This is a genomic window from Pseudomonas sp. LBUM1655, from assembly GCF_059716085.1.
This window is the reverse complement of record NZ_CP166801.1, coordinates 517,837-543,357: the sequence shown is the minus strand read 5'-3', so window position 1 is coordinate 543,357 and position 25,521 is coordinate 517,837. Positions and strand designations below refer to the sequence as shown.

At 58.9% G+C, this 25,521-nt stretch carries 20 protein-coding genes and 2 pseudogenes; 9 read left to right on the top strand and 13 right to left on the bottom strand.

The window, feature by feature from the left end:
* Positions 1 to 136: 136 nt before the first annotated feature.
* The 9 genes from ACA074_RS02420 to glnE form a co-directional block, all read right to left on the bottom strand.
* Entirely contained in the window at positions 137 to 472 is a 336-nt protein-coding gene (locus ACA074_RS02420; RefSeq protein WP_497678371.1) for a YceK/YidQ family lipoprotein, read from the bottom strand.
* A gap of 143 nt (positions 473 to 615) precedes the next feature.
* A complete protein-coding gene (locus ACA074_RS02415) occupies positions 616 to 2,067 on the bottom strand; it encodes a lipopolysaccharide kinase InaA family protein (protein WP_497678370.1) in 1,452 nt (483 codons plus the stop codon).
* Positions 2,067 to 2,819 carry a lipopolysaccharide kinase InaA family protein gene (locus tag ACA074_RS02410; RefSeq protein WP_497616182.1) on the bottom strand — a complete coding sequence of 251 codons (753 nt, stop codon included), beginning with the start codon at positions 2,817 to 2,819 and terminating at the stop codon, positions 2,067 to 2,069. The genes ACA074_RS02415 and ACA074_RS02410 overlap by 1 nt, the downstream gene beginning before the upstream one ends.
* Positions 2,816 to 3,550: a lipopolysaccharide kinase InaA family protein gene (locus tag ACA074_RS02405; RefSeq protein WP_187677933.1), complete on the bottom strand. Its 735-nt coding sequence runs from the start codon at positions 3,548 to 3,550 to the stop codon at positions 2,816 to 2,818. Before ACA074_RS02405 ends, ACA074_RS02410 begins: the two co-directional genes overlap by 4 nt.
* Positions 3,550 to 4,356: a lipopolysaccharide core heptose(I) kinase RfaP gene (gene rfaP, locus ACA074_RS02400; protein ID WP_187677934.1), complete on the bottom strand. Its 807-nt coding sequence runs from the start codon at positions 4,354 to 4,356 to the stop codon at positions 3,550 to 3,552. Before rfaP ends, ACA074_RS02405 begins: the two co-directional genes overlap by 1 nt.
* The gene (locus tag ACA074_RS02395) at positions 4,357 to 5,478 is read right to left on the bottom strand and encodes a glycosyltransferase family 4 protein (RefSeq protein ID WP_497678369.1); all 1,122 of its coding nucleotides are present in this window, start codon (positions 5,476 to 5,478) and stop codon (positions 4,357 to 4,359) included.
* On the bottom strand, positions 5,478 to 6,539 hold the full coding sequence (gene waaC / locus ACA074_RS02390) for a lipopolysaccharide heptosyltransferase I (protein ID WP_187677936.1): 1,062 nt from the start codon (positions 6,537 to 6,539) through the stop codon (positions 5,478 to 5,480). The genes ACA074_RS02395 and waaC overlap by 1 nt, the downstream gene beginning before the upstream one ends.
* A 1-nt stretch (position 6,540) precedes the next feature.
* The gene (gene waaF / locus ACA074_RS02385; RefSeq protein WP_401271130.1) at positions 6,541 to 7,575 is read right to left on the bottom strand and encodes a lipopolysaccharide heptosyltransferase II; all 1,035 of its coding nucleotides are present in this window, start codon (positions 7,573 to 7,575) and stop codon (positions 6,541 to 6,543) included.
* Positions 7,576 to 7,746: 171 nt separating this feature from the next.
* A complete protein-coding gene (gene glnE, locus ACA074_RS02380; protein ID WP_497616175.1) occupies positions 7,747 to 10,686 on the bottom strand; it encodes a bifunctional [glutamate--ammonia ligase]-adenylyl-L-tyrosine phosphorylase/[glutamate--ammonia-ligase] adenylyltransferase in 2,940 nt (979 codons plus the stop codon).
* Between the two features lie 383 nt (positions 10,687 to 11,069).
* Here glnE and aceE point away from each other — a divergent pair, with 383 nt between their 5' ends.
* From aceE to msrA, 5 genes are all read left to right on the top strand, one after another.
* Positions 11,070 to 13,715, top strand: coding sequence for a pyruvate dehydrogenase (acetyl-transferring), homodimeric type (gene aceE, locus ACA074_RS02375; RefSeq protein WP_489880389.1), 2,646 nt, complete (start codon positions 11,070 to 11,072; stop codon positions 13,713 to 13,715).
* Between the two features lie 11 nt (positions 13,716 to 13,726).
* Complete coding sequence (gene aceF, locus ACA074_RS02370) at positions 13,727 to 15,688, top strand: dihydrolipoyllysine-residue acetyltransferase (RefSeq protein ID WP_401269169.1); 1,962 nt, start codon at positions 13,727 to 13,729, stop codon at positions 15,686 to 15,688.
* 279 nt (positions 15,689 to 15,967) lie between these two features.
* Complete coding sequence (locus ACA074_RS02365; RefSeq protein WP_497678368.1) at positions 15,968 to 17,365, top strand: alkaline phosphatase D family protein; 1,398 nt, start codon at positions 15,968 to 15,970, stop codon at positions 17,363 to 17,365.
* A 253-nt stretch (positions 17,366 to 17,618) separates the two neighbouring features.
* Positions 17,619 to 20,315, top strand: coding sequence for a sensor domain-containing phosphodiesterase (locus ACA074_RS02360; protein WP_187677942.1), 2,697 nt, complete (start codon positions 17,619 to 17,621; stop codon positions 20,313 to 20,315).
* Positions 20,316 to 20,424: 109 nt separating this feature from the next.
* On the top strand, positions 20,425 to 21,090 hold the full coding sequence (gene msrA / locus ACA074_RS02355) for a peptide-methionine (S)-S-oxide reductase MsrA (protein ID WP_095187387.1): 666 nt from the start codon (positions 20,425 to 20,427) through the stop codon (positions 21,088 to 21,090).
* A 51-nt stretch (positions 21,091 to 21,141) separates the two neighbouring features.
* Here msrA and ACA074_RS02350 read toward each other — a convergent pair whose 3' ends face one another.
* Both ACA074_RS02350 and ACA074_RS02345 read right to left on the bottom strand, forming a co-directional pair.
* On the bottom strand, positions 21,142 to 21,981 hold the full coding sequence (locus ACA074_RS02350; RefSeq protein ID WP_150593982.1) for a 23S rRNA (adenine(2030)-N(6))-methyltransferase RlmJ: 840 nt from the start codon (positions 21,979 to 21,981) through the stop codon (positions 21,142 to 21,144).
* A gap of 187 nt (positions 21,982 to 22,168) precedes the next feature.
* A pseudogene (locus ACA074_RS02345) lies at positions 22,169 to 22,378 on the bottom strand (hypothetical protein); the annotation flags it as partial.
* A 213-nt stretch (positions 22,379 to 22,591) separates the two neighbouring features.
* Between ACA074_RS02345 and ACA074_RS02340 the strand changes: the two are divergent.
* The gene (locus ACA074_RS02340) at positions 22,592 to 22,825 is read left to right on the top strand and encodes a hypothetical protein (RefSeq protein WP_497678367.1); all 234 of its coding nucleotides are present in this window, start codon (positions 22,592 to 22,594) and stop codon (positions 22,823 to 22,825) included.
* 182 nt (positions 22,826 to 23,007) lie between these two features.
* Here the strand turns inward: ACA074_RS02340 and ACA074_RS02335 are convergent.
* Positions 23,008 to 23,187, bottom strand: a pseudogene (locus ACA074_RS02335) (hypothetical protein); the annotation flags it as partial.
* 128 nt (positions 23,188 to 23,315) lie between these two features.
* Between ACA074_RS02335 and ACA074_RS02330 the strand changes: the two are divergent.
* Genes ACA074_RS02330 through ACA074_RS02320 form a run of 3 tightly spaced genes read left to right on the top strand, consistent with a single transcriptional unit; the run spans position 23,316 to position 24,885 of the window.
* The gene (locus ACA074_RS02330; RefSeq protein ID WP_497678366.1) at positions 23,316 to 23,900 is read left to right on the top strand and encodes a PAAR domain-containing protein; all 585 of its coding nucleotides are present in this window, start codon (positions 23,316 to 23,318) and stop codon (positions 23,898 to 23,900) included.
* On the top strand, positions 23,900 to 24,472 hold the full coding sequence (locus tag ACA074_RS02325) for a type VI secretion system amidase effector protein Tae4 (RefSeq protein ID WP_497678365.1): 573 nt from the start codon (positions 23,900 to 23,902) through the stop codon (positions 24,470 to 24,472). The genes ACA074_RS02330 and ACA074_RS02325 overlap by 1 nt, the downstream gene beginning before the upstream one ends.
* Positions 24,469 to 24,885 carry a T6SS amidase immunity protein Tai4 family protein gene (locus ACA074_RS02320; RefSeq protein ID WP_095138064.1) on the top strand — a complete coding sequence of 139 codons (417 nt, stop codon included), beginning with the start codon at positions 24,469 to 24,471 and terminating at the stop codon, positions 24,883 to 24,885. The genes ACA074_RS02325 and ACA074_RS02320 overlap by 4 nt, the downstream gene beginning before the upstream one ends.
* 115 nt (positions 24,886 to 25,000) lie before the next feature.
* Here ACA074_RS02320 and ACA074_RS02315 read toward each other — a convergent pair whose 3' ends face one another.
* Positions 25,001 to 25,321, bottom strand: coding sequence for a hypothetical protein (locus ACA074_RS02315; RefSeq protein WP_401269158.1), 321 nt, complete (start codon positions 25,319 to 25,321; stop codon positions 25,001 to 25,003).
* Between the last annotated feature and the right edge of the window lie 200 nt (positions 25,322 to 25,521).

Genomic DNA, 25,521 nt, shown 5'->3' with positions numbered 1-25,521 from the left:
TGCGCCTTGAAAATTGATGTGCCCTCGCGCGAGGCGAGAGACAGCTAAAGGGCGGGATTATAGCGTAAACAAGACGGGAATTACCCTGTGCGAATTGCCCCGGAGCGAATGGTTCAGATATACCTTGTCGTTTGGCTCAATAACCGCCCCTGCGCCAATAAATGCTGAGGTGGCCCTCAGTGACCTGCCGATAAATCGTATAGGGCAGCACAACCGTGTCGAATGCACCGGATAGCGGCAAATCCAGCAACACGAAAGGTACGAGGTAGCCGCTTGGATCTGGCGGTGCGTTCAATACGCAGAAGTCGTAGGCCAGGCCGCTGTAAATGCGCGAAATGGATTGGCAGTAGGTTTTTTGCTTGCGCATGTCGCGAGCAACGTCGGCATCGTCTTGCAATATCGTCAGGGCGCTGCCGCAGCCTGACAAAACCCATGAAAAAGCGCCCAGAGTCATAGCCTTTTTGATCGTCAAGAGTTGCCCTCCGAAGTCGTCAGGCAAACTAGCATCGAGGCTGCAGCGGGCACAGTTCATCGCTTCTGATGAGGCTGTAGGACAAGTCGCTGGATCTTGTCCCCCATTGCCGAGCGCGCGATTGGCTGCGCTCAACAAACCTCTCAGGTCGCGCTGGAGATATCTTTGGGCAACCGCTGATCAATCACCTGATAGAGCGCGCTACTCTCCGGCCAGTTACGCATGAACCGCGCGCGATCCCGCGCATAGGCCCCCACGAAGGTGCCCATCGAGCCATGCTGGCACATCGAATCCAGATCGATCAGAGCCCAGCGATCGTCCTGCCAGAACAGATTATGGCCTTTGAAATCACCATGACTGATGCGTTCGGCAATCAATTGCGCAAACAGCACATCCAGCGCCTGCAATTCCGATTCCGGCGCCTCGCCATTTTCAACGTAAGGCGCGAAGCGCTCGATGATGTCTGGCCCCGGCAGGAACTCGGTCACCAGATACGCGCGACTGCGCAACCACAAAAAACGCTTTTCCAGCACTGCCAGCGGCTTGGGCGTGGCAATACCAAGAAACGCCAGGCGATTGCCCTCGCGCCATGAGTGCCAGGCACGACTCGGACGCCAGAAACGCTTGAGCCAATGGGCAAAGCTCTTGATGTTATAGCGCTTGATCACCAGTGTGCGTGCGCCCACTTCGACCTTGCCGACGCTCGCGGCCCCGCCGGTTTTATAGAGATGGCCCTGATCAAGGAGCGCATCGGCCTGCTCAAGCACCGGCACCATGGCCGTTTCTTCCTCGCGCCGGATCGCCCGCAAACCAAACGCCCCACGCTGGACGCTGAACAGCGTGCATTCGCGGCCGACCTTGATCAGGTAATCCTTCAAACGCCAGCGGCGCACCTTGTCGATCTGTTTCTGCAAGGCTTCCAGCGGCAACGCGTGCTCGCTGTTGCTCAGCAGGTAATAAACCAGCAACTCTTCGGTGTACTGCTCGAGCGCCTTGGGCAACTGAGCAAAAAACACACCGAGGTTTTCCAGAACCTTCTGCCGTGACAGCGGTTGACCGGCGGTTTCCACACAAATGCCGGCACCGTCGATCAAGTACAACTGACCGCCATGTCGCAGCAGGTTGTCCAGATGCAGGTCTTCCTGCCAAAGCCCCTTGCCGTGCAACAGACCGATGGCGCCGAGCGCCTCGGCCAACACGGCGGATTGCTCATCCGCCAGCACCGGCAGCGCCTCGACTTTGCTCCAGGCCTCACCAAGGCTTTCGGCTCCCTCAAGGAAATCGAACAGCAGCCAGCCACCCTCACCGTTCACCAGACCATCGGCCAGCAGCAGCGGAGTCGTCAGACCTTGAGCAGCCAGCAAGCGCACGCCTTCCAGCTCACGCTGAAAGTGCCGGGCAGCCTTGCTGCCGACCAGCAACTTGGCCAGCACCGGCCGGCCGCGCCAGACACCGGCACCAACGTAACGCTGCCCAGGCAACACGCGCAGCAGACTCAACAACTGCAGATCCGCAGCACCGGCCGCATCAGAAAGGGTCACCGTCAGCGGCAGTTCTGGGGCTCGCCCGACAGCGGCCAGCGCGGACAATTGCATCAGCGGGTCTCCTTGTGACTACGTCGCGCCGTCAGCCGGGCAAGCCAGTTGTCGAGCAGCGAACTGTCGGTCGACTGATCGAGATAAGCCGCGAGCAATTCACGCAATTGCGCCTCGCGCCACTCCGGCGCACGACGCTGCAGCGGCTCCAGATCCTTGATCCGGTCACGCATGCCGAACAATAACGGTCGGGTTTTTTCCAGGTCGATCAGTTGCGCCTGATACCCGTCGCCGTTGGCCCGCAGAAAAATGTGTTTGGGATAGAAGCAGCCATGCACCTGGCGTACGCCGTGCAGATGCCGAGCCAGCAACCCGCAGGCCTTGAGGATCGCCGATTGCTGCACGGCGCTCAGCTGCGACCAGCCCGCCAGCAGCGACTCAAGGTCGCTCCAGCCGTCCAGCGCGCGCGTCAGCAGGATCGCGCGAACTTCGCCATCGACTTTGCGCTCACCGAAAAATGCCGCTTGCAGCGCCGGAATGCCGAGCTTGCGATAACGGCTGATGTTGCGAAATTCACGAGCAAAGCTTGGCTCGCCGAAAGGCGCATGCAAGGTACGGGTCAGGTAATTGCTCTGGCGCTTGAGGTAGTAACCCTGGCCTTCCAGATCCAGACGAAACACGCTGCTCCAGCCGCCACGAGCGGTATTAGGCTCGTCCACCGCTTCGAGCTGCTTGGCCCACAGGGCGTCAAAAGTGCCTAGACCGTGGCGCTCAAGCAGCGCCCGGTCTTCTTCGGCCAGAAAATCAGTCATTCACGTCCCTCGAAAAATCTCACCACGTGCCGAATCCGTTTCTTGTCGGCAACATTCAGCCGATCGCACTGGCGGTATTGCATATAGAAGCGCAGGCGTTGGGTATTGGACAGGTGGTATTTGGCGAGTTTGTCGAGACAGGCCAGATCCTTGGTGATCCGATACTTGAGCCAGAACCCGCGCCAGAACTCGCCATTGGGGCAATCGATGAGAAATATGCGCGCCTGATCATCGATCAACAGGTTGCGCCATTTCAGATCGTTATGGGTAAAACGCTGATCGTGCATTGTCCGTGTATAGCCGGCCAATTGCCGGCTGACGCCGTCGACCCAGGCGCGATCCTTGAGCTTCGGGTCCTTGCGCTCGGCGAGCGCCGAGAGGTCTTCGGTGTTGGGCAGTTCGCGGGTGATCATCGCGCCACGGTCATACGCCGCGCCACGGCGCTCCAGGCCCCAGGCAACCACTTCGGCGGTGGGAATGCCCCACTTGGCGAAGCGTTTGAGGTTCTGCCATTCCATTTTCACCCGTGGCTTGCCGAGGTAACGGCGCAGGCCTTTTCCGGCACCGACGTAGCGCTTGACGTAATAGTTGACGCCATTGCGTTGCACGCGAATGACCTCGGACAACGGGTCACGGGTCAGGCGCTCGCCTTGCAGGGCAAATACGGCGTCGAGGCTGCCAAAGTCTTCGGCGAGATCGCTGTATTGCGGCTCAAGAGTCCAGCCCGCCATCAGAGCGCATCCCCGTACCGCTGTTTACGCGCATAGAGCTTGTTGGCCTTGCCTTCCAGCCAGTTCAGCAGCGGCGCTTCTTCAGCCAGGATCTGGCGCAGCGGCTGCTGGAAATAGCTTTTGAGGAAGCGCAGTTTGTCGCGACGGGTCAGGCCGATGTCCAGCGCGGAAAAGTACAGCGCCGCCAGATCCTTGTTGCGCCAGCGTTGGGTAATCTTCGCACGGGTCTGGGCACGGTGCAGGTCGATCACCGACAGCTTGAAATCCTCCGCCATCACCGGTTTGTCGGTGTGCAGCAGGAAATGGCAGATGTAGCAGTCGCGGTGGTTGACGCCGGCGCGATGCATCATGCCGGTCATACGCGCCACTTCGGCGATCAGCGCACGCTTGAGTTTTGGCTCGGGCGGCTGTTTGACCCAGTCGATACTGAAGTCTTCGAGGCTGATGGTCGGCGCCAGCTCTTCAGTGACGATGAACGAATGCTGATCCGCCGGGTTACTGCCCTTCTCGCCATAGGCGACGGCAGTCATGGTCGGCACGCCGACTTCCTGCAAACGCTGAATAGCCTGCCACTCCTGACCCGCGCCGAGCACCGGCAGCTTGGCGGTCAGCAGGTTCTTGAAAATCTCGCCCCAGCCGATGCCACGGTGGATCTTGACGAAAAATCCGTTGCCATCGACTTCCGTGCGCAATGTCCGGCGGGCTTCCAGCTCGCGATAAACCTCGCCCTGCAAGCCCTCGACTTCGGCGAACGGGTCGCGTCCGGCCCAGAGGCTCTTGAACGGTTCAGCCAGCATCAACTTCATTTAAGCGTGCTCCGCCAGAATCACATCGGCCGCGTGCTGCGGCATGCTGTAGAGGTCGGCCGTCTCGGCGAAGGCCAGACCATTGCGGCTCCAGGCCGCGCGTGCAGCGTCGTCTTTCAACATTTCGGTCAGATACTGCGTCAGTTGCGCCTGATCGAGCGGTTCGTCCAGCACTCGCCCGGCATCCGCCTCGGCAATGTAATGGGCGTAACCGCAGACAGCGCTGACCAGCACCGGTAGACCGGCGACCAGCGCTTCGAGCAGCACTGTACCGGTGTTTTCGTTGTACGCCGGGTGGATCAACAAATCGGCGCCGAGCAGAAAACGCGGGATATCGCTGCGACCCTTGAGGAACGTCACGTTATCGCCCAGGCCCAAAGTTGCACTCTGCATCTGGAACAATTTGGGGTCATCCTGGCCGATTACAAACAGCCGGGTGCGCTTCTTCAGTTCGGCCGGCAATGCGGCCAGCGCCTTGAGGCTGCGATCTACGCCTTTGGTCTTGAACCCGGAGCCGATCTGCACCAGCAGCAGGTCGTCGTCCTTGAGGTTGAATTCGGCGCGGAAGCCGGCGCGAATTTCGTCAGCATCCGCAGGGCGGCGACGATCCTGAGCGATGCCCGGCGGCAGCAGATGGAAGCGCTCCAGCGGGGTGTCGTAATGTTTGATGAACAGCGGCTGCTGCACTTCGGAAATCATCAGCACTTCGGTTTTCGCGTCTTTGGCGAATACCGCGCGTTCGTACTCGGCGAAGTGGCGATAGCGGCCCCAACGGCGGTACAGCGAATTGCGCAGGTTCTGCGCCTTGTCTTCAAAGCAGCCGTCGGCGGCGTAGTAGACGTCCAGCCCCGGCATCTTGTTGAAACCGATCAGGCGATCCACCGGACGCTTGGCCAGATCCGCTTCCATCCATGCGCTGAGTTTTTCGTTGCGACGGTGATTGAAAAACGCCTTGACCGGCGCCACCAGCACTTCGAAACCCGGCGGCACGTCGCCTTCCCAGATCAGCGTGTAGACGCGGATCTGGTGGCCGCGCTTCTGGCATTCGAGGGCGATGCGCATGAAGTCGCGCTGCAAACCACCAAACGGGAAATATTTGTACAGGACAAAAGCCAATTGCATCAGCGCAGCTCCTCAGCCATTAACAACGTGCTCAGTCGGCTGGCGACACGCTCGGGATTCAGACGCGTGAAGCACAGAGGCTGCTCGCGTTTCAGGTCAAACTGACGGGCATCCTGCGCGGTCGGTTGATAGGTACATTTCTTTTGCAGGCACGGCGCGCACGGGAAATCGCTGGCCAAGTGAATCTGCAGTTTGCCGTAGGCGCCGGTCAGGCCCGGGTTGGTCGGACCGAACAGCGAAATCGTCGGTACATCCAGCGCTGCCGCAAGGTGACCGAGACCGGTATCCACCGCCACGCAGGCCTGAGCCCCGGCCAGCACCTTGCCGACGCCGGCCAGATTCAGTTTCGGCAACACTTCAGCGTGTTTGAAACCGGCGGCGATGCGCTCGGCGCGGGCTTTCTCCAGCGGGTTGCCCCATGGCAGTTTGACGCCAACGCCAAGGTAACCAACACGCTCGGTCAGCTCGCGCCAGTAGGCTTCCGGCCAGTGCTTGGTGTCCCAAGTGGTGCCGTGGAGGAACACCACGAAAGCGTTTTTGCGCGGCAGTTCGACCAGACGCTCGACGTTCAGGCCGTAATCGCCCAAACCTTTGGGGAGGTCGTAACCCAAGGCAATCGCGAACAACTGACGCACGCGTTCGACGGCGTGCTGACCACGGGCCACGGCCAATTTGCGGTCATAGAAACGCGACGCCATCGGCTCGCGTGCCGAGCCTTTATCGAGGCCGGCCACCGGGGCTTTGACATAACGGGTCAGCCAGGCGCTTTTCAGCAGGCCCTGCGCGTCGATCACCAAGTCATATTTGCTCGCGCGAACGCTTTGCTTGAAGCGCTTCCACTCGCCACTCTTGATGGTCTGCCAGAGGTTTTTGCGCCAGCGGCGAATCGCCACCGGAATCACTTTGCCGACGGCCGGGTGCCAGGTCGGGATTTCGGCAAAGCCTTCTTCCACAACCCAATCGAACTGGATCCCGGGAATCGCCCGAGCCGCGTCGGTCAGCGCCGGCAACGCGTGAATCACGTCGCCCAGCGATGAAGTCTTGATCAGCAATACCCGCAACTTAATGAACCTCGACCACAGAGCCCTGCAATTTCTGCAAGGCATCGTTGACCGCTTCCGGCATCAATTGGCGCAGGCAGTTGTAATGGCCGAAACGGCAAGTACGGTCGAAGCACGGACTGCAATCGAGGCCCAGGCGGACGATTTCGACGTGCTCGGCCAGCGGTGGGGTGAAGCCCGGCGAGGTCGAACCGTAAACCGCCACCAACGGGCGGTTCAGCGCTGCCGCAACGTGCATCAAGCCGGAGTCGTTGGACACCACCGAATCAGCACAGGACAGCAGGTCAATCGCCTCGGCCAAAGAAGTGTCGCCGCTGAGGTTCACCGATTCTTCTCGCAGGCCCGGGATCAATCGTGCGCGGATGTCTTCACCCACCGCATGATCATTTTTCGAACCGAACAGCCACACCTGCCAGCCTTCGCGAATCCGCGCTTCGGCGACTTTGGCGTAATGCTCGGACGGCCAGCGCTTGGATTCGCCGAACTCGGCGCCAGGGCACAGGGCCAAAACCGGGCGGTCGAGGGTCAGGCCAAATTTGGCCAGTGCCGCTTCGCGGGTCACCGGGTCGATTTGCAGGCTTGGACGCGGATACGGTTTCGGCAACTCGGCATTCGGCTCATAGGCCAACGCCATGAAGCGCTCGATCATCAGCGGATAGCGTTCTTTATCGAGCGTACGCACGTCATTGAGCAGGCCGTAGCGGAACTCGCCGCGCCAGCCGGTGCGCTTCTTGATACCGGCGAAAAAAGGTACCAGCGCCGACTTTAGCGAGTTGGGCAACAGGATAGCCTGATCGTACTGGCCGGCCAGAGATTTGCCGATGCGCCGACGCGTCGCCAACTCCAGCGCGCCGTGACCGAGCGGAAAGCTCAAGGCCTTGCGCACTTCAGGCATGCGCTCAAGGATCGGCCGGCTCCACTCGGGAGCCAGCACGTCGATTTCGCACTGCGGGTGGCGCTGCTTGAGGCACTGAAACAGTGTCTGCGCCATCACCATGTCACCGACCCAACTGGGCCCAACGATCAGAATATTCATGTGGTTTCCATAAACGAACCGGGGAGGCTTTACGCCTCCCCGCCTCGAGAATCATTGTGGGAGCCATGCAGCTTGCGATGGGTCATTACCTTCAACATAACTGTCGACTGTCACTCCGCTATCGCGAGCAGGCTCGCTCCCACAGGGTATCGGGTGCTGCTCGAACCGTGTTCAGCTTAGCCCCAACTCACGCCAGATCCGCAATACCTGCCGACGTTCGTCGACAAACTGGTCACCTGTTATCACCCCGGCATCCTTCTGCAAGGCCTGCCGGTGGGCGGCGGAGCGGTAGGCTTTATAGGCCTCGCGCAACAGACTGGCATCTTCGGCAGGCATCAGCCCTTCGTGCTCCAGCTCTTCCAGAATGCGGATGTTATCGGTCCAGCGCAGCAGTGGCGGGTGGCTGTGCGACCACGCCAGAGCCGCGTATTGCACCATAAATTCAATATCGACGATACCTCCGGCGTCCTGCTTGAGGTCGAACGGCGCCGAGGCCTCGAAGGCATTCGCCGCCGTACCGGCCGCGGTGCTCTTGCTGCCGAGGTTGTCGCGCATCTTCGCGCGCATCTCGCTGACTTCCTGTTGCAACTTGGGCAGATCCCGCGCCTTGCCCAGCACTTGCGCGCGGACTTTCTCGAATGCCTGCCCGACATCCTGGCTGCCGACCAGCACCCGCGCGCGCACCAGAGCCTGATGTTCCCAGGTCCAGGCTTCGTTTTCCTGATAGCGCTCAAAAGCCCCCAGCGAACTCACCAACAGCCCGGATGCGCCGGACGGGCGCAGACGCATATCCACTTCATAGAGCTGGCCAGAGTTGGTCTGCGCCGTCAGCAAGTGAATGATCCGCTGCCCGAGACGCGTGAAGAACTGCGCACCATCAATCGGCTTAGGTCCATCGGTTTCCGCCTGCGGATCACCGTCGTGGATGAACACCAGATCCAGATCCGAACCGTGCCCCAACTCGATACCACCGACCTTGCCGTAACCGACAATGATGAAGCCGGGATCGCACAAGCTGCCGTCAGTGCGCAGCGGCGTGCCGTACTTGGCCACGGTCTGGCGCCAGGCCAGGGCCAACACTTGCTCGAGGATAGCCTCGGCCAGCCACGTCAGGTAATCACTGACCTTCATCAGCGGCAGGCTACCGGCGATTTCCGAGGCGGCGACGCGCAAGCGATGCGCCAGTTTGAAATGGCGCAGAGCTTCCATCTGTTGTTCGAGGTCATCTTCAGGAATCCGCGTAAGGCGTTCGCGCAATTCGGCGGCCAGTTCTGGCGCCAATGGCGGCTTGAACAGTCGGCCCTCGTTGAGCAACTCATCGAGCAGCAGCGGGAAACGAGTGATCTGCTCGGCAATCCAAGGGCTCGCCGCACACAACGTCAGCAAACGCCGTAATGCACCGGGATTCTCCGTCAGCAAGACTAAATAAGCCGAACGCCGAGCAACCGCTTCAACCAGCGGCAGCACTCGCTCAAGGACCAGATCCGGGTTGTCATGCTCCACAGCCTGGGCGATCAGACGCGGAATAAAGGCATCGAGACGCTCGCGCCCCAAACGCTGCATCGCACGCAGTTGCGGACTGCCGCGCAGACCGGCCAGTGCCTTTAAAGCTTTGGTCGCATCGGCAAAACCGCCCTCTTCCAACTGACGGCAAGCGGCTTCTTCATCCTGCGCCTCTTCCCACAACGGCAGCCATTCACCGCCGACCACCACTTCACTTTCGGCGCCCTCTTCTTCATCGGGATCGGCGATCACCTGCGCAAAGTGCCACGCTACGCGGCCGCGCCAGAACATCAGTTTTTCGTGGAAGGCGTCCCAGTCGGCGAATCCGAGCATGAAGGCAATGCGCGCCTGATCCTGCGCGCCGTCCGGCAGCATCTGGGTCTGGCGGTCGGCAATCGCTTGAATCGCGTGCTCGGTGTAACGTAGAAACTCGTAGCCTTCGCGCAACTCGCTGATCACCGCTGGCGGCAGATAACCCTGCCCCTCCAGCGTGCTCAACACCTTTAATAGAGGACGCTGTTGCAGGCTCAGGTCGCGCCCGCCGTGAATCAACTGAAACGCCTGGGCGATGAACTCGACTTCGCGGATACCGCCAGAGCCGAGCTTGATGTTGTCGGCCATGCCTTTGCGTCGCACTTCCTGCTGGATCAACTGCTTCATGGTGCGCAGCGCTTCGATCGCCGAGAAATCCAGATAACGCCGGTAAACGAACGGCCGCAGCATGTCGAGCAACTGCGCGCCAGCCACTTGATCGCCAGCCACCACCCGCGCCTTGATCATCGCGTAGCGTTCCCAGTCACGGCCCTGATCCTGGTAATACTGCTCCAGTGCATTGAAGCTCAGCACCAGCGCGCCGGAAGAACCGTATGGACGCAGGCGCATGTCGACGCGAAAGACAAAACCGTCGACGGTCATCGGGTCCAGCGCCTTGATCAGGCGCTGGCCGAGGCGGATGAAGAATTCCTGATTATCCAGCGCGCGTTTCACTCCAACGGTTTCGCCGCCTTCGGGGTAAGCGAATATCAGGTCGATGTCCGAGGACAGGTTCAGCTCGACCGCGCCGAGCTTGCCCATGCCGAGGATGACCATTTGCTGCGGCAACCCACTGCGGCGGCCGGTCGGCGTGCCGAATTGCTGGCAGTGGCGGCTGTACAACCATTGATAGGCCTGGTCGATGCTGGCGTCAGCCATATCCGAGAGGTCGCGACAGGTCTGCACCAGATCGGCCTGGCGAGTCAGGTCACGCCAGATGATTCGCACCTGATGGCGGGCGCGTTGGCGGCGCAACGCGCGACCGAGTTCATCTTCGGTCTGCGCGGCATTCGCGGCGGCGGCAATTTGTGCGCACAGTTCACCGGGGGCAAAGGCGCGGTCGAGTTCGCCGGACTGCACCAGCGACAGCAACATCAAAGGGTCACGAACACTCTGTTCAATGACAAACTCGCTGGCGGCGGTGACCCGGGCAAATTGCGCCCAGCGCTCAGGTGTCCAGGTCGCGAAGCCGTGATCGTCATCAAGCGAGGCGACGGCCGTACGGAACGACTGCTCGGATCGGCTGACCAACGGCAGGAGAATGGCAGGCAGTTCGGCAAGCACGGGCAGGGTCATGGTCTATCCTTGATCGGCGTGTAAACGGCCGCTTGTAGTGAATGATGAAAACCCGCTACCCGATGGACTGTCGAACAAAAGTTATAAATAGCTGAAATTTCTTCTTCTTTGGCACCCAGCATCAAACTTTCACCTTTTCGGATGGCAATCGACCAACCTTAACGATTATTCTCACAACGCAGTCAGAGGCCACAAGCCTTTCATCTGTAGTTTTACTACTCGTCTATACATTCGAAAGGCTGAAATGCCGGAAGATTTGTAGTAAAACTACACGCCGCCGGAACAACCTGTCGGCAATCCAAGAATTTTAAATCGTCTGCCCACAAGGCCAGTCGCAAACTCAGGCAACCGATTCTGGAAGCCTTTCCGCCCTGGAGCAAGCCATGCAAGACCTCGATCCCGTCGAAACCCAGGAATGGCTGGACGCCCTGGAATCGGTTCTCGACAAAGAAGGCGAAGACCGTGCTCACTATCTGATGACCCGTATGGGTGAACTCGCGACCCGCAGCGGCTCGCAACTCCCTTACGCCATCACCACGCCTTACCGCAACACCATCCCTGTTACCCACGAAGCACGCATGCCTGGCGACCTGTTCATGGAACGCCGCATTCGCTCGTTGGTACGCTGGAACGCGATGGCCATGGTAATGCGTACGAACCTGAAAGATTCTGACCTGGGTGGTCACATCTCCAGCTTCGCTTCCAGTGCGACCCTGTATGACATCGGCTTCAACTACTTCTTCCAGGCCCCGACCGACGAACACGGCGGCGACCTGATCTACTTCCAGGGCCACACCTCGCCAGGCGTTTACGCCCGTGCGTTCATGGAAGGCCGCATCACCGAAGACCAGATGAACAACTTCCGCCAGGAAGTCGACGGTCAGGGCCTGTCGTCCTACCCGCACCCTTGGCTGATGCCCGACTTCTGGCAGTTCCCGACCGTATCCATGGGTCTGGGCCCGATCCAGGCGATCTACCAGGCACGCTTCATGAAGTACCTGGAACACCGCGGCTTCATCCAGCCGGGCAAACAGAAAGTCTGGTGCTTCCTTGGCGACGGCGAGTGCGACGAGCCGGAATCCCTGGGCGCAATCTCCCTGGCCGGCCGCGAGAAGCTGGACAACCTGATCTTCGTCATCAACTGCAACCTGCAGCGCCTCGACGGCCCGGTTCGCGGTAACGGCAAGATCATCCAGGAACTCGAAGGCGTGTTCCGCGGCGCTCAGTGGAACGTGACCAAAGTCATCTGGGGCCGTTTCTGGGACCCACTGCTGGCCAAGGACGTCGACGGCATCCTGCAACGTCGCATGGACGAAGTCATCGACGGCGAGTACCAGAACTACAAAGCCAAAGACGGCGCGTTCGTTCGCGAGCACTTCTTCAACACGCCTGAACTCAAGGCAATGGTTGCAGACCTGTCCGACGACGAGATCTGGAAACTCAACCGTGGCGGCCACGACCCGTACAAGGTCTATGCGGCTTACCACGAAGCGGTCAACCACAAAGAACAACCAACCGTCATCCTCGCCAAGACCATCAAGGGTTATGGCACCGGTGCCGGCGAAGCGAAGAACACCGCGCACAACACCAAGAAAGTCGATGTTGAAAGCCTGAAGCTGTTCCGCGATCGCTTCGACATTCCGGTAAAAGACGAAGAGCTGGAGAACCTGCCGTTCTTCAAGCCAGAGCCAAACAGCGCCGAAGCCCGCTACCTGAGCGAGCGCCGCACTGCACTGGGCGGTTTCGTACCTCAGCGCCGCGCGCAGAGCTTCAGCGTGCCGACGCCGGATCTGGACACCCTCAAGGCCATCCTCGATGGTTCGGGCGACCGTGAAATTTCCACCACCATGGCCTTCGTGCGGATCCTCGCGCAACTGGTCAAGGACAAGGAAATCGGCCCGCGCATCGTTCCGATCATCCCGGACGAAGCCCGTACCTTCGGTATGGAAGGCATGTTCCGTCAGTTGGGCATCTACTCGTCCGTCGGCCAACTCTACGAGCCAGTCGATAAAGACCAGGTGATGTTCTACAAGGAAGACCAGAAAGGTCAGATCCTTGAAGAAGGCATCAACGAAGCGGGCGCCATGAGTTCCTTCATCGCTGCCGGTACTGCGTATTCCAGCCACAACCAGCCGATGCTGCCGTTCTACATCTTCTACTCGATGTTCGGTTTCCAGCGTATTGGCGACCTGGCCTGGGCCGCTGGCGACAGCCGCACCCGTGGTTTCCTGATCGGCGGCACCGCCGGCCGTACCACCCTGAACGGTGAAGGCCTGCAGCACGAAGACGGTCACAGCCACCTGCTGGCTGCCACCATCCCGAACTGCCGCACCTACGATCCAACCTACGGCTACGAGCTGGCGGTGATCATTCAGGACGGCATGAAGAAGATGACCGAAGAGCAACAGGACATCTTCTACTACATCACCGTGATGAACGAGTCGTACCAGCAGCCAGCCATGCCGGCCGGTGCCGAAGAAGGCATCAAGAAAGGCATGTACCTGCTCGAAGAAGACACCCGCGATGCGGCCCACCACGTACAGCTGATGGGCTCCGGCACCATCCTGCGCGAAGTGCGTGAAGCGGCGAAGATCCTGCGTGAAGAGTTCAACGTTGGCGCCGACGTGTGGAGCGTCACCAGCTTCAACGAACTGCGTCGCGACGGCCTGGCCGTAGAGCGCAGCAACCGTCTGAAACCAGGCCAGAAGCCTAAGCAGAGCTACGTCGAAGAATGCCTGAGCGGCCGTAAAGGTCCGGTCATCGCGTCCACCGACTACATGAAGCTGTTCGCTGAGCAGATCCGCCAGTGGGTACCGTCCAAGGAATTCAAAGTCCTGGGCACCGACGGTTTCGGCCGTAGCGACAGCCGCAAGAAACTGCGTCATTTCTTCGAAGTCGACCGTCATTTCGTGGTGTTGGCAGCCCTGGAAGCACTGGCTGACCGTGGTGATATCGAACCTAAGGTCGTGGCTGAAGCCATCACCAAGTTCGGCATCGACCCGGAAAAACGCAACCCACTGGACTGCTGAGGAGAAACCCTGTGAGCGAACTCATTCGCGTACCTGACATCGGCAGCGGTGAAGGTGAAGTAATTGAACTGTTTGTGAAGGTCGGCGACCGTATCGAAGCCGACCAGAGCATCCTGACCCTGGAATCGGACAAGGCCAGCATGGAAGTGCCGGCCCCGAAAGCCGGCGTCATCAAAAGCCTGAAAGTGAAGCTGGGCGATCGTCTGAAAGAAGGTGACGAACTGCTGGAACTGGAAGTCGAGGGTGCTGCTGAAGCAGCCCCTGCGGCTGCCGCTGCACCTGCTGCAAAAGCTGAGGCCAAACCGGCTGCCGCTCCTGCTGCTGCAGCGCCTGCCGCTGCACCTGCTGCCGCTTCGGTTCAGCAAGTGCACGTGCCGGACATCGGTTCGTCGGGCAAGGCTCAGATCATCGAGATCCAGGTCAAGGTCGGCGACACCGTCGAGGCTGATCAATCGTTGATCACCCTGGAATCCGACAAGGCCAGCATGGAAATCCCGTCGCCTGCCGCTGGCGTGGTCAAAGCCATCAGCGTCAAGCTCAACGACGAAGTCGGCACTGGCGACCTGATTCTGGATCTGGAAGTGGCGGGTGCTGCGGCCCCTGCTGCGGCCGCTCCGGCTCAGGCTGCTGCGCCAGCCGCTGCTGCTGCGCCTGCTCCTGCAGCAGCCCCGGCTGCACCGGTGGCTGACAGCGTTCAGGACATTCACGTTCCGGACATCGGTTCGGCCGGCAAGGCCAAGATCATCGAAGTGCTGGTCAAGGCTGGCGACACCGTCGAAGCCGACCAGTCGCTGATCACCCTGGAATCCGACAAGGCCAGCATGGAAATTCCATCGCCTGCCGCCGGCGTGGTGGAAAGCGTTTCCATCAAGCTGGACGACGAAGTCGGCACTGGCGACCTGATCCTCAAGCTGAAAGTCAAAGGCGCGGCGCCTGCTGCTGCCCCGGCTCCAGCTGCCGCTGCGCCAAGTGCTCCAGCGCCAGCCGCTGCTGCTCCGGCTGCCGCTGCACCTGCTGCTGCCACTCCTGCCGCCGCTCCAGCCAAGCCTGGCGCGAAAGTTCACGCCGGCCCTGCCGTGCGTCAACTGGCCCGTGAGTTCGGCGTTGAGCTGAACGCTGTCGGCGCCAGCGGTCCACACGGTCGCATTCTGAAAGAAGACGTGCAGGTTTACGTCAAAGCGATGATGCAGAAGGCCAAGGAAGCACCGGCCGCTGCTGCTGGCGCAACCGGTGGCGCGGGCATCCCGCCGATTCCGGTCGTCGACTTCAGCCGTTTCGGCGAAATCGAAGAAGTGCCGATGACTCGCCTGATGCAGATCGGCGCGTCGAGCCTGCACCGCAGCTGGCTGAACATCCCGCACGTGACTCAGTTCGATTCGGCTGATATCACCGAGCTGGAAGCGTTCCGTGTTGCGCAGAAAGCCGTTGCAGAGAAGGCCGGCGTCAAGCTGACCATCCTGCCGCTGCTGCTCAAGTCCTGCGCACACATGCTCAAGGAGCTGCCGGACTTCAACAGTTCGCTGGCGCCAAGCGGCAAAGCAATCATCCGCAAGAAATACGTCAACATCGGCTTCGCCGTCGACACCCCGGATGGCCTGCTGGTACCGGTCATCAAGAACGTCGACCAGAAGAGCCTGTTGCAACTGGCAGCCGAAGCCGCTGCGCTGGCTGCTAAAGCCCGCGACAAGAAGCTCACCGCTGACGACATGCAAGGCGCCTGCTTCACCATTTCCAGCCTCGGCCACATTGGCGGCACCGGCTTCACGCCGATCGTCAACGCGCCGGAAGTGGCGATCCTTGGTGTTTCCAAGGCAACCATCCAGCCAGTCTGGGACGGCAAAGCCTTCCAGCCGAAACTGATGCTGCCGCTGTCGCTGTCCTACGATCACCGTGTGATCAACGGCGCTGCTGCCGCACGCTTCACCCAGCGTCTGGGCAGCCTGCTGGCGGACATCCGCACCATCCTGCTGTAATCCCAAGCGGCCCTCCGGTAACGGAGGGTCGCTTGTGCTCCACGTTTTCGAGCGCCACACGCTCGTACCTCAACCCCGTCAATTGACGGGGCTTTTTTTGCCTGAAAAAAACCACGCTTGGTTTTTTCCTACAGGTTTTGCTGATATCAGCCACAACCCAAGTCGGCTTCACACCGATCTTTTTTATCTCCCGCGCAACTAACCTTGGCACGCAATAGTTGTACAACTGCAACTTGTACACATTCATATTTATTCAGCAACCATTCGAATGGATTCGACATGTTAAGACCTACTATCGGCCCTATTATTGGCCATACCACAACTAACCACGCACGCATATTCATTCGCGGCGACCGACAAAACAACGCCACTGTGTTTGGCGCAATACGTTATCGCGCCTCCGGAGCGCAACAATGGTCACCCGCACTCTTTACCAAACTTAGCGAACTTCGTGACATGTCAGAAGTTTTCGCACTCAACAACTTGAGCGGCGATACCGAATACGAGTATCAGGCAGGCTGGTTCAGCCCGATGAGTCCGGTTCACACCCAGGACAGTGTCGCGGAGCTACCGCTGCAGTGGCCCAGGGAGATCTACCGGTTCCGCACCCGCTCCAGCAAAGCCTTGCAGGCGCGGGCCTACATCGTCGGCTCTTGCCGCTACTTGCGCATGACCGCAGGCATTGCTTCGCTGCCGCAACTGGGCGACCGGATCTTCGCCTCCATCAATCAATTGATTGAAGGTGCGCAACCGCCGATCAGTGCAACGTTAATGACCGGCGATCAAATCTATGCCGATGACATGAACCTGATTGCACCGGATCGCGAATATAAAGACATACTTGAAAAATACCGAGCAGCCTTCTCCCAGCCCAACATTAAACGACTGATGTCCGGCACCTCTACTTACATGATTCTTGATGATCATGAAATCGAAGATAACTGGCCTGCCAATGCCAGCAAGTCCGACGACAACCTTTACCGCAATGCCATGGCCGCCTATGAGTTGTATCAAGCCAGTCACAGCCCGGTACATCCACTCACAACTAACGGTCAGATTGATCGCTCGGTACTTGAGCACTACTGGTATCAGTTCAGCGACGGCGATATCGAATGGTTCGTAACCGACAGTCGCACCCGCCGTAACTTGTCGGCCGATGATCGACGCATCCTCGATGAGGCTCAGGAACACGCGCTGCTCAAATGGCTGATCAACAGCCCCGCGCGTGTCAAGTTCGTGGTCACCAGCGTGATGTTCTACCCGGATCGCAAACTGCATGGCGATGACGCCTGGAAAGCCTTCCCGGAACAACGGCTGCGCCTGCTGGAAACCATCCGCGCTCGGCAGATCAAGAATGTCGTGTTCATCTCCGGCGACGTGCACGGCTCGCTGACCGCGCGCCTGACCCACAGCGAAGACCCGGACTTCGAAGTCCACACCATCGTTTCTTCGCCGCTGTGCAACAGCAAACTGTTGCCGTATGCCAAGGCCTCCACGTTCATTCTCGATCAGCCACTGGTGCACACGGCTGCGGGCGATTACCGACATGAGCTGACCAGCCAAGTGGTGAGTGAGGACAATTTTGCCCACGTGGTGGTCGAGGCTGATCAGATTTTGGTCAATTACCATGATCGCAATGGCAAAAACCTGCAGTCGATCGTCATAAAACTACGTTAAACCTTAAAAGATCGCAGCCTGCGGCAGCGCTGACACGGAACGCATTCCACTCCAGGAGCTGCCGCAGGCTGCGATCTTTTGCTCTTTTCCATCAGGCGCTGGAGAAATACCCGATGCAGCCGACACATTCTTATAGCACTTGGCCTTCATCACTCTTGTCAGTCAGTGCCGCAATGATGCAACCTTGCCGCAGGCAACAGTAAAGAGGGCGAGAGCCCGGCGCGTTCAGCATATTTCCAAGCGAGTTCCCTTCATGAAGAGCCAGCCCGATGCCGCCAGCCGTATGGTGGCCGAGGTAGTGACGCAGTTGCCTGTGCCCTCGCGGCTCGGCATGCTGCGTTTCGAGCGCTTGAATGAAGCCAGTTGGGCAATGCTGTTTCTTGATCCCAATTGCGAACGCCAGTTCGGCCAACCCGCCGTTGAGCTGTGTGCGCTGGTCGGCTCACCTTATGCCAGCCTGATGGAGCCGGAAGCACGCTATCAGCAGCATGATGCGATCCAGCAGCAACTCGCCAAAAGTCCGCATTACCTGGTGCGCTACACCCTGCACACCGCTGCGGGTGCGCTGAGCATCCTTGAACTGGGCGAAGCCTATAAACAGCACAATCGTCATCTGCTGCGTGGTTATCTGCTGGCGGTCGATGACGTATTCGACGAAGCGCCGCTGCTGCCCTCCGTCGACCTCGAAACCCAGAACTCCCGCCTGCAAATCGCCCTTGAACTGAACCAGCGCGCCCAGCAGGAACAACTGCAGCACCTCGAGCGCGTGCGCGCCCAGCAAGATCTGATTCTGCTGCTCGCCCGCCAGCGCTACAGCACCCAAAACTCGTTGCAAGAAGCCGCCGAACTGATCACCCGCTGCGCCTGCGATATCTACGAAATCGACTGCGCCAGCCTGTGGAACCTTGAAGGTCAGCAACTGCTGCCAATCTCGGCTTACCACCGCGCCACTCAGGAATACATCCTGCCGGACGTGATCGACATCAGCAGCTTCCCCGATTACATGGAAGCCCTGCACAGCAGCCGCGCCATCGACGCGCACAACGCGATGCGTGACCCGCGCACCCGGGAGATGGCCGAAGCCCTGCGCCCGCGCGACGTCAATGCCATGCTCGACGCCAGTATTCGCGTCGATGGCCAAGTGGTCGGCGTGTTGTGCCTGGAACAGACCGGTGTGACCCGCGCCTGGCAGTCCGATGAAATCGCCTTTGCCGGTGAACTGGCCGACCAGTTCGCCCAGGTCATCAACAACCACAATCGCCGCACCGCCACCAGCGCCCTGCACCTGTTCCAGCGGGCGGTCGAGCAAAGCGCCAACGCCTTTTTGCTGGTCAACTGCGATGGCGTGGTCGAATACGTCAACCCAAGCTTCACCGCGATTACCCAGTACACCACCGAAGAAGTCCACGGCCAGCGCCTGTCGGAACTGCCGGCCCTGGAAAACCTCAGCGAACTGCTGTTCGACGCGCCCTCGGCGCTGGCCAAGAGCAACAGTTGGCAGGGCGAATTCAAGAGCCGCCGCAAGAACCTCGAACCGTACTGGGGCCAGTTATCGATCTCCAAGGTTTACGGCGACAACCGCGAACTGACCCACTACATCGGCATCTACGAAGACATCACCCAGACCAAACTGGCGCAGCAGCGCATCGAGCGCCTGGCCTACACCGACAACCTGACCAACCTCGGCAACCGCCCGGCGTTTATCCGCAATCTGGACGAACGCTTTGCCCGGGATAGCGATACGCCGATCAGCCTGTTGCTGGTCGACATCGACAATTTCAAGCGGATCAACGACAGTCTCGGCCACCAGACTGGCGACAAACTGCTGATCAGCCTCGCCCGGCGCTTGCGCAACAGCCTGAGCCCGAGCGGCAGCCTCGCCCGCTTTGCCAGTAACGAATTCGCCGTGTTGCTCGACAACACCGACCTTGAAGCCGGCCAGCAGATCGCCAGCCAATTGCTGATGACCCTCGACAAGCCGATGTTCGTCGACAACCAGTTGATCAGCGTCACCGGCTCCGTAGGCCTGGCCTGTGCGCCGCTGCACGGTCGCGATCCGCAGACCCTGATGCGTAACGCCGGTTTGGCGCTGCACAAGGCCAAAGCCAACGGCAAACATCAGGTGCAAGTCTTCACCGAGGCGCTGAACGCCGAGGCCAGTTACAAACTGTTCGTCGAGAACAACCTGCGCCGCGCCCTGACCCAGAACGAACTGGACGTGTTCTACCAGCCCAAGCTGTGCCTGCGCAGCGGTCGCCTGCTGGGCATGGAAGCGCTGCTGCGCTGGAACCACCCGGAACGCGGCATGATCCGCCCGGATCAGTTCATCAGCGTTGCTGAAGAGACCGGCCTGATCATCCCGATCGGCAAGTGGATAGCCCGCCAGGCCTGCCGCATGAGCAAAGCGTTGACCGCCGCCGGCCTGGGCAACCTGCAAGTGGCGATCAACCTGTCGCCGAAACAGTTTTCCGACCCGGATCTGGTCGCCTCCATCGCCAACATCCTCAAGGAAGAAGCGCTGCCGGCCAATCTGCTGGAGCTTGAGCTGACCGAAGGCCTGCTGCTGGAAGCCACCGAAGACACGCACTTGCAACTCGACCAGCTCAAGCGTCTGGGCCTGACCCTGGCCATGGACGACTTCGGCACCGGTTACTCGTCGCTCAGCTACCTGAAGAAATTCCCGATCGACATCATCAAGATCGATCGCAGCTTCATCCACGAAATCCCCGACAACCAGGACGACATGGAAATCACCTCCGCCGTGATCGCCATGGCCCACAACCTGAAACTCAAAGTTGTGGCAGAAGGCATCGAGACCGCCGAGCAACTGGCATTCCTGCGTCGCCACCGCTGCGACGTCGGCCAGGGCTACCTGTTCGACCGGCCGATCCCGGGTGCCGAACTGATCCAGGCACTCAAGCGCTATCCGCGCGGCCCGCTCTGCCTGTAACCCCTCCCCCGTGAGAAACCCGCACATTTTGACTAGTGATTAACTGGGCATCATTGGGCACACTGGCGGTCTGACTTTTTACATCCCATCCTGACTGAGAGGAACGATCATGGTTCTGCGCTCGGAAATTCTGGTGAACAAAAACGTGCTCCCGACTAAAGAACAAGCTCTGCCCGGCCGCGAAACCGCGATGACCCTGCCTGAAAAGCACTTCGTCTTCGAAGAAACACCGCTGCTTGGCCCGTTTTTCCAGGACGTCGATTTTGCGATTTTCGGTCTGGGTTGCTTCTGGGGCGCCGAACGTCGCTTCTGGCAACGTGAAGGCGTGGTCAGCACCGTGGTCGGTTACGCCGGCGGCTTCACACCGAACCCGACTTACGAAGAAGTCTGCTCGGGCCTGACCGGTCACGCCGAAGTGGTGCTGGTGGTGTATGACAAGGACAAGGTCAGCTACGAAGAGCTGCTGGCGATGTTCTGGGAACTGCACAACCCGACGCAGGGCATGCGGCAGGGCAACGATATCGGCACGCAGTACCGCTCGGTGATCTATGCGACCAGCCCGGAACATCTGGACGCAGCGCTGAAGAGCAAGGCGACCTATCAGGCTGAACTGTCGAAGGCGGGCCTGGGTGAAATCAGCACCGAGATCGAACAGGCGCCAACCGTGTACTTCGCCGAGGCGTATCACCAGCAATACCTGGCGAAAAACCCTGAAGGCTACTGCGGGATCGGCGGCACCGGCGTTTGCATGCCACCGAGCCTGGCGGGTAATTAAACCCCTTTGCTGATCGTTCCCACGCGGAGCGTGGGAACGATCACTCAGTGATCAACTCTCGGCAATCAACCAATCCATCTGCCACCCACCCTGAGTCTGCCCAAGCTTCTTGGACAACCACGGCAGCAGCTCACGCAATTCTTCCTCCAGCCCCCACGGCGGATTGGCAATCGCCATCCCCGAACCGTTCAAGCTGTTCGGCGTATCCAGCGGATGCACCAGCAACTCCACGCGCAACAACTTCGGCGCACCGGTGCCGGCCAGATCTTGATAGAAACGACGCAGCGCGCGCTGATCCTTCACCGGATACCAGATCGCCGCCACGGTTTGACGCATCCGGCCAATGGCCTCTTTCATCGACGCCGCACACCGCTGCATCTCATCGAGCTGTTCGAACGGCGGGTCAATCAACATCACCGCACGCTTCTCCTGCACCGGCAGCATCGCCCGCGCCACATGCCAGCCCTCGCCCAGATGAACCTTCACCCGACGATCGCCAGCCATGTTGTCCTTGAGCAGCACGCCGTCTTCCGGGTGCTTCTCATTGAGCATCACCCGATCTTGTGGGCGCGTCAGGCGCCGCGCCAGCTCCGGCGAGCCCGGGTAATAGCGCAACTGGCCATCCGGGTTCATCTCGTGCAGCACTTTCATGTAGTCGGCGGTCAGCGCCGGCAGGTCCGGCTGATCCCACAAGCGCGCGATGCCTTCCAGGTACTCGCCGGTACGGTTGGCCTGATCGCCCTGCAAGTCATACAGACCGATGCCGGCGTGGCTGTCGAGATAGGCAAACGGCTGCTCCTTGCGCGACATCAGGGCGATGAGGCGGGTCAAGGTCAGGTGTTTGAACACATCGGCGTGATTGCCGGCATGGAAGGCGTGACGATAATTCATGATTGCTCCTGCGAAGGCCGCGAAGTTTACCTTTTACCGGGCGGCAAGTCAGGGGTTGGCGGCCGAGCGGCCTCTGACACGTCAAGAATCTGGCCCAATACCCGTGGCGAGGGGATTTATCCCCGATGGGCTGCGCAGCGGCCCCAATTCTGCCGACGTGGTGTGTCTGGCGCATCGCGATGACAGGTCATAGGGCCGCTTCGCTGCCCATCGGGGATAAATCCCCTCGCCACAGGTCATTTATCTCGCTTAACTGACAGGTAATAGCCGACAGGAAGTCAAACCCATCACGTAACGGGATCACGCAGAGCTGGGCGAAGTCGCTGAGGATCATCGAGTCGCATTCGATCGAGCCGCGCATGCACAGATTTTCCAGCATCTGGAGCACGGCGCGAAGTGGGGGGATAGTTGAAGGCCATATGAGGAAATCGGAGATGAGGAACCTTTACGGAGCTGCACAACGGTCGAATTTCGATAGACGGTAGTATTTTACGCAACTACCTGTCAGATCTGACAGTCGCGTTATCGGTAACTACTGATTCATAGTCTGAACGACTCGAAAATCAATCGATCGCCGTAATTCTAGACTACGACTGGAAGGAGATTGGAAATGGCAAAAAGTATTGTAACTACATCGGGCAATGGCACCGTGACTGGCGCCAGCACCAGAGGTGCAAGCGGGACGTACCCAACGTACTCAGTCACGGTGAAACCCGATGACAACAGTGGAGACCTGAGCGTAATCACTCCGTACGATCCCAGCCTGAAAGTCGGCGACAAGGTCAGCTTTACCATTACCGACGGTCCTGCTGGCAAACTTCTGGGAGATGTAAAAAAGATATAAGAACAAAGTAACCCTGATAAAAAACTCTGTTTACCGCTTCAATAAGGTTGGCTTCGCAGCCTCAAACAGCGCCGTGACTATGCCCTTCAACGTCAAAAGATCGCAGCCTTCGGCAGCTCCTACAGATGATCCCGTGTAGGCGCTGCCGAAGGCTGCGATCTTTTGATCTTGCTCCTGGAAACTCAGGAAGGCATCGCGCGCAACCGCTTGCCGATGACATCGAGTACATCGCACCCATCACGTAACGGAATCACGCAGAGCTGGGCGAAGTCGCTGAGGATCATCGAGTCGCACTCGATCGAGCCGCGCATGCACAGGTTTTCCAGCACTTGGACGACGGTGCGGATGCGGTGGTTGGCAGCGACCGTCCACTCCTCATCGCGACAAAAGCAACATAAAGAAACATCTTCCTACTGAATTCACGTCGTTCCAATCGCAGAGGGAATGCGAAGATCCGTCTCACTTAAAACCTGTAAAGAGGGAAATTTACATGGGTAGAAAGGTGATCGGAATCGGTGCTCCAACTTCAACAGGAGGCTCGGTACTGGAAGGAAACGTCGGAATTAACATTGATTACGCCGTGAGCACTTCGTCCATCGGACACATAGCCAGTTGCCCTGTATGCCCTCCTGGCAAAGGCCCCATCGTCGCTGTCGGACCAAGAACAGTCACTCTACCTGCAGGGCCGGTTGCGCTAGAGGGCGATTATGTAGCGTGTGGTTGTCCACCGAAATCCAACACTGTTCTCTCTGGTCAATCATCCGTTTTTGGCGGCGGCGAACACAGCGCTGCGAGCTTCTCAGCCATCATCCCTTTGATCCCCAAACCAAAGAGTATTCAACGTATTACGTTTTCATATGGGGAGAGCCAGATTCCGGTCGACTCGGTTTCTCGCTTCTACACCGACCTGAATATTCATGTAAAAACTTCGGGTTACGCACCCGGCGAGATCGTTAGTGTGACGATCACGGGTGCAGCAGAAAAAACTCTGTCCGGCCTCGTGGGGGCTAAAGGTATAGCGATTATTCCAAACGCTTTTCAAGGTGAAGTCTTCGACATGGAAGGTGAAGTCTAATGGCTCAGCTCAATATCAGCTCAGGTGGCGTAACCACTAACATCGTCGTAAAGCGTCCAAAATTCAGCACTCTGTGGACTGCTTACGCGGAAGTTGGCCTGAAAAGCTCAATTGATGTTTATGCGCTTGTTGGGGGTAACGTTGAGGCAGCCCGAGCAGAAAAGCCTGACGCTTACGCGAACGCTTGCGCACTGAGGATAAGCAGGGGATTTAATTATGGTGGATACAAAATTCCGAAAGGAACGATCATTCCGAGCAAGTCCATTTATCGTCTGGCCGGTGCAGACCAACTCCCCTACATCATGAAAGTCGCAGATTTTCTGACGTTCCTGAAACACAACTGGGGCGCTCCGGATCGCGAGCTAAAAATGAGTGAGGCAGATTTCATCAATGGCAAGAAAGGCGTGATTATCATGGAGATCACGGGATGGCTCGATGCTACGGGTCATGCGACTTTATGGAATGGCAGCACCACCGGAGACAACAGCGACTACCATCGTCCGGATAGCCACACTTACGACCGGCCAGGCGTAAAGCTGGAAAAGATCAACTTTTGGGAGTTAAAGGGATGAAATTCCAACTAATCATCGCATTGAGCGTTTTGGGCCTTTCTGGCAATGCCCTAGCGAGCGAAGTTGACGTGAACAGTGCGAGGACTTCATTGAAGAATTACGGACTCGCCAACTGTATTTCAAGTCAATTCAAAAATCAGTCCGATATTAAGTCGGATATCGGACTTGCTATCGGCGCTTACTCCGCCATGGGGAAAGGGCAACACGCAATATCGCAGAATGAAGATACGCTTGAAGTCATCCATGACCCTTATGCGGAAACCGAAAAATTCATGACTGACGCATATGCGAAGGCTTCTTCTACCAGCAAGCAGTCGGGCAAAAATGTTGTGTTTTATTCTTGCCTCGAAATTTACAACTCACCTGCCTTCGAAGCATTTATCAAGTCGCAGGATGCGTATATCTCAGACTGATTACGCGCTCAACGTTGCCTCAACGTCAAAAGATCGCAGCCTTCGGCAGCTCCTACAGATGATCCCGTGTAGGCGCTGCCGAAGGCTGCGATCTTTTGATTTTGCTTCTGGAAACTCAGGAAGGCATCGCGCGCAACCGCTTGCCGATGACATCGAGTACATCACAGCCGTCGCGCAACGGGATCACGCAGAGCTGGGCGAAATCGCTGAGGATGACGGAGTCGCATTCGACCGAGCCGCGCATGCACATGTTTTCCAGCACTTGGATCACGGCGCGCAGACGGTGGTTGGCGGCGTCCATGAGGATGTCGAGGGGCACGTGGGTATCGATGAACAGGGTGGGCATGTCGCTGCAATTACCGGTGAGGGCCATGAAGCGATTGTCGGGATGGGGGATGATCTTTTCGTAGGGTGGATCGGGTGTTAGCGTTTTCATTTTTGAACCTCTGGTAGTGAAATGGGCTTCCACCATCTCCCTCCTACGGGTTTGGGTGGCAGCCATGCGCGGGGTAGGAGAACCGAGACCAGAGAACTCGGCCACGCCGAAGCGTGCCCGCGCATAACCGCCGCAAATGATCTTACGGACGCAAGTAGACTGCCGCAAACCGGGCAACGACGTTTATGCACTCTTCTAGT

Bases quoted from the DNA above. Each gene is read 5' to 3' on its own strand.
- ACA074_RS02415 (WP_497678370.1), bottom strand. From the start codon at position 2,067: ATGCAATTGTCCGCGCTGGCCGCTGTCGGGCGAGCCCCAGAACTGCCG.
- glnE (WP_497616175.1), bottom strand. From the start codon at position 10,686: ATGACCCTGCCCGTGCTTGCCGAACTGCCTGCCATTCTCCTGCCGTTG.
- aceE (WP_489880389.1), top strand. From the start codon at position 11,070: ATGCAAGACCTCGATCCCGTCGAAACCCAGGAATGGCTGGACGCCCTG.
- waaF (WP_401271130.1), bottom strand. From the start codon at position 7,575: ATGAATATTCTGATCGTTGGGCCCAGTTGGGTCGGTGACATGGTGATG.
- ACA074_RS02315 (WP_401269158.1), bottom strand. From the start codon at position 25,321: ATGAAAACGCTAACACCCGATCCACCCTACGAAAAGATCATCCCCCAT.
- ACA074_RS02395 (WP_497678369.1), bottom strand. From the start codon at position 5,478: ATGCAATTGGCTTTTGTCCTGTACAAATATTTCCCGTTTGGTGGTTTG.
- ACA074_RS02360 (WP_187677942.1), top strand. From the start codon at position 17,619: ATGAAGAGCCAGCCCGATGCCGCCAGCCGTATGGTGGCCGAGGTAGTG.
- ACA074_RS02320 (WP_095138064.1), top strand. From the start codon at position 24,469: ATGAAATTCCAACTAATCATCGCATTGAGCGTTTTGGGCCTTTCTGGC.
- ACA074_RS02325 (WP_497678365.1), top strand. From the start codon at position 23,900: ATGGCTCAGCTCAATATCAGCTCAGGTGGCGTAACCACTAACATCGTC.
- ACA074_RS02405 (WP_187677933.1), bottom strand. From the start codon at position 3,550: ATGGCGGGCTGGACTCTTGAGCCGCAATACAGCGATCTCGCCGAAGAC.
- ACA074_RS02365 (WP_497678368.1), top strand. From the start codon at position 15,968: ATGTTAAGACCTACTATCGGCCCTATTATTGGCCATACCACAACTAAC.
- ACA074_RS02410 (WP_497616182.1), bottom strand. From the start codon at position 2,819: ATGACTGATTTTCTGGCCGAAGAAGACCGGGCGCTGCTTGAGCGCCAC.
- ACA074_RS02340 (WP_497678367.1), top strand. From the start codon at position 22,592: ATGGCAAAAAGTATTGTAACTACATCGGGCAATGGCACCGTGACTGGC.
- ACA074_RS02330 (WP_497678366.1), top strand. From the start codon at position 23,316: ATGGGTAGAAAGGTGATCGGAATCGGTGCTCCAACTTCAACAGGAGGC.
- ACA074_RS02350 (WP_150593982.1), bottom strand. From the start codon at position 21,981: ATGAATTATCGTCACGCCTTCCATGCCGGCAATCACGCCGATGTGTTC.
- msrA (WP_095187387.1), top strand. From the start codon at position 20,425: ATGGTTCTGCGCTCGGAAATTCTGGTGAACAAAAACGTGCTCCCGACT.
- rfaP (WP_187677934.1), bottom strand. From the start codon at position 4,356: ATGAAGTTGATGCTGGCTGAACCGTTCAAGAGCCTCTGGGCCGGACGC.